Source organism: Thioalkalivibrio sp. ALE19, assembly GCF_000428605.1.
In the GTDB taxonomy this organism is placed as follows: domain Bacteria; phylum Pseudomonadota; class Gammaproteobacteria; order Ectothiorhodospirales; family Ectothiorhodospiraceae; genus Thioalkalivibrio.
Genome location: NZ_AUAG01000060.1, coordinates 1 through 2,207, shown reverse-complemented (window position 1 = coordinate 2,207; position 2,207 = coordinate 1). Strand labels below are relative to the sequence as shown.

The following is a 2,207-nucleotide window of genomic DNA, read 5'->3' as shown; positions in this document are numbered from 1 at the left end:
CTCGATATTGGCTCTGTGTTGAAGGTGGTTGTCCCAACCCCGAGAACATAACCCACGCTCTCGAGGTCGGGCAGGTCAATCCATCATGTCTACGGTGCTCCTACCCGCCTGTGGGAGCGTGCTTGCACGCGAACAGGCCGGTTCGCGGCCGAGGCCGCTCCTACGGGGCCGCCCAGCCGCGGGCGCGCATGTCGGCCAGGATGTTGTCCACCACGGCACTCAGGGTCGGCACGAATTCGTGGCCCGCCTGGAGCGCATCCGCCAGGGTGGTGGGGGCCTCGATGTATTCGTGCACCATTTGATTGCGCAGCTTGCGCATCGCGAGCCACTCATCACTGGAAGGGATCAGCCCGAGTTTTTCCGCCCGGTCGAGGTTGTCGATCGCCGCGCCAAGGCGTTCGCCGAGCGCCTCGAGGTACACGGGCAGCAGCTTGTCGCCCAGCGTATCCTGCAGACGTCCGAAGCGGCTCACGAAGGCTTCGACACGCTCGGCTTCGTCGACGTTGTCGGCCAGTGCACCCGCGCGGGCCGGGGTGAAAGGCTCGCTGAAGACGCGTTGATCGGTCGTCTCCAGATGCTGGCGTTCGCGCTGAACCACGCGACCGAGAAACCGGAGACGCTCGAGCTGTTCGGGGTCGATGTTCACAGAAGCTGTCCCTGCTGTTCGGCCATGCGGTGAACGGCGCTGCGGGGCAGATTCGGGGCAGACAGGACGACATCGACCGAGCGCCCGTCCAGCCGGCGGCTGAGCCGGGCCGAGAGACGCGCGGCAAGCACCGCGGGACGCTCGACCGGCTGTTCGAGCTCGACGAGCACGTCCACGTCCCCGCCACGTCGGGTATCGTCCAGCCGCGATCCAAACAGGCGAACGCGCGCGTCGGGCCCGCATTCGTGGCGCACGACGTCGCGGATCGCTCGTATATGTTGCGGACTCAGGCGCATGAGGCCGATTGTAGCAGGGGCTTCGCGGCCGAGGCCGCTCCTACGGTGATGCCCCCATCCGCGAACGGCGGCGGGTCAGACCTGGTAGTAGTCGCGGTACCAGGCGACGAAGCTGGCCACGCCTTCTTCCACGCTGGTGGTGGGTTCGTAGCCGGTGTCGGCGCGCAGGTCTTCGACGTCGGCGTAGGTGTCGGGGACGTCGCCGGGCTGCAGGGGCAGCAGGTTCTTCTCGGCCTTCTTGGCGAGGTTCTCTTCCAGCACTTCGATGTAGTGCATCAGCTCCACCGGGCGGTGGGCGCCGATGTTGTACAGGCGATAGGGGGCGGCGCTGGTGGCGGAGTCGGGCTGCGCCCCGCTCCACTCGGGGTTGGGCTGGGCCGGACGGTCCAGGGTGCGGATCACGCCTTCGACGATGTCGTCGATGTAGGTGAAATCGCGCCGGTGGTTGCCGTAGTTGAAGACGTCGATCGGCTCGCCGGCGAGGATCTTCTGCGTGAACATGAACAGCGCCATGTCCGGCCGGCCCCAGGGGCCGTACACGGTAAAGAAGCGCAGGCCGGTGGTGGGCAGCTGGTACAGGTGGCTGTAGGTGTGCGCCATCAGCTCGTTGGCCTTCTTGCTCGCGGCGTAGAGGCTGAGCGGGTGGTCGACGTTGTGGTGGACGGAGAACGGCATCTCCTCGTTGGCGCCGTAGACCGAGCTGGAGCTGGCGTAGACCAGGTGCTCCACGCCGTTGTGGCGGCAGCCCTCCAGGATGTTGCCGAAGCCGACCAGGTTGGTGTCGATGTAGGCGGCCGGGTTCTCCAGCGAGTAGCGCACGCCGGCCTGGGCCGCCAGGTTGACCACGCGCTGCGGCTGGTGCTCGCGGAACACCCGCTGCATCGCCTCGCGGTCGGCGATGTCCACGCGCTCCTCGGTGAAGCGCTCGTGGTCCTGGATGCGGGCCAGGCGCGCCTTCTTGAGCGAGACGTCGTAGTAGTCGTTCAGGTTGTCGACGCCGATGACCTCGTCGCCGCGCTCCAGCAGGCGCAGGGCCAGGGCATTGCCGATGAACCCGGCCGTTCCAGTAATCAGAATCTTCATGACGTGTCCTTGTTCGCCTGTTGTTCGGTTATCGCGCGCCCCGCTGGGGGCGCCGGGCCCCGGCGGGCCCCGGCGGGTCCGCGGCCCCCGGCCCGTAGGAGGCCGGCCCCCCGGCCGATCCGCCCCGGCGGGTTGGCGTGGCCCCGATCGGCCAGGGGGCTGGCCTCCTACCGGTGCGCCGG

3 protein-coding genes are annotated in these 2,207 nt (G+C 67.9%); all 3 read right to left on the bottom strand.

The annotated features are described in order from the left end of the window. Positions 1-160 precede the first annotated feature (160 nt). The 3 genes from F787_RS0113960 to F787_RS0113950 all read right to left on the bottom strand — a co-directional run bounded on the left by F787_RS0113960 (position 161) and on the right by F787_RS0113950 (position 2,025). Complete coding sequence (locus F787_RS0113960; protein WP_028492580.1) at positions 161-646, bottom strand: hypothetical protein; 486 nt, start codon at positions 644-646, stop codon at positions 161-163. Then, positions 643-942 carry a nucleotidyltransferase domain-containing protein gene (locus F787_RS0113955; RefSeq protein WP_051076747.1) on the bottom strand — a complete coding sequence of 100 codons (300 nt, stop codon included), beginning with the start codon at positions 940-942 and terminating at the stop codon, positions 643-645. The genes F787_RS0113960 and F787_RS0113955 overlap by 4 nt, the downstream gene beginning before the upstream one ends. Before the next feature lie 75 nt (positions 943-1,017). Beyond that, positions 1,018-2,025, bottom strand: a complete 1,008-nt coding sequence (locus F787_RS0113950) for an NAD-dependent epimerase (protein WP_028492579.1) — start codon at positions 2,023-2,025, stop codon at positions 1,018-1,020. Positions 2,026-2,207 lie beyond the last annotated feature (182 nt).

What these genes read in the sequence shown, in the direction of transcription:
- F787_RS0113955 (WP_051076747.1), bottom strand. Translation starts at nt 942, where the DNA reads ATGCGCCTGAGTCCGCAACATATACGAGCGATCCGCGACGTCGTGCGC.
- F787_RS0113950 (WP_028492579.1), bottom strand. Translation starts at nt 2,025, where the DNA reads ATGAAGATTCTGATTACTGGAACGGCCGGGTTCATCGGCAATGCCCTG.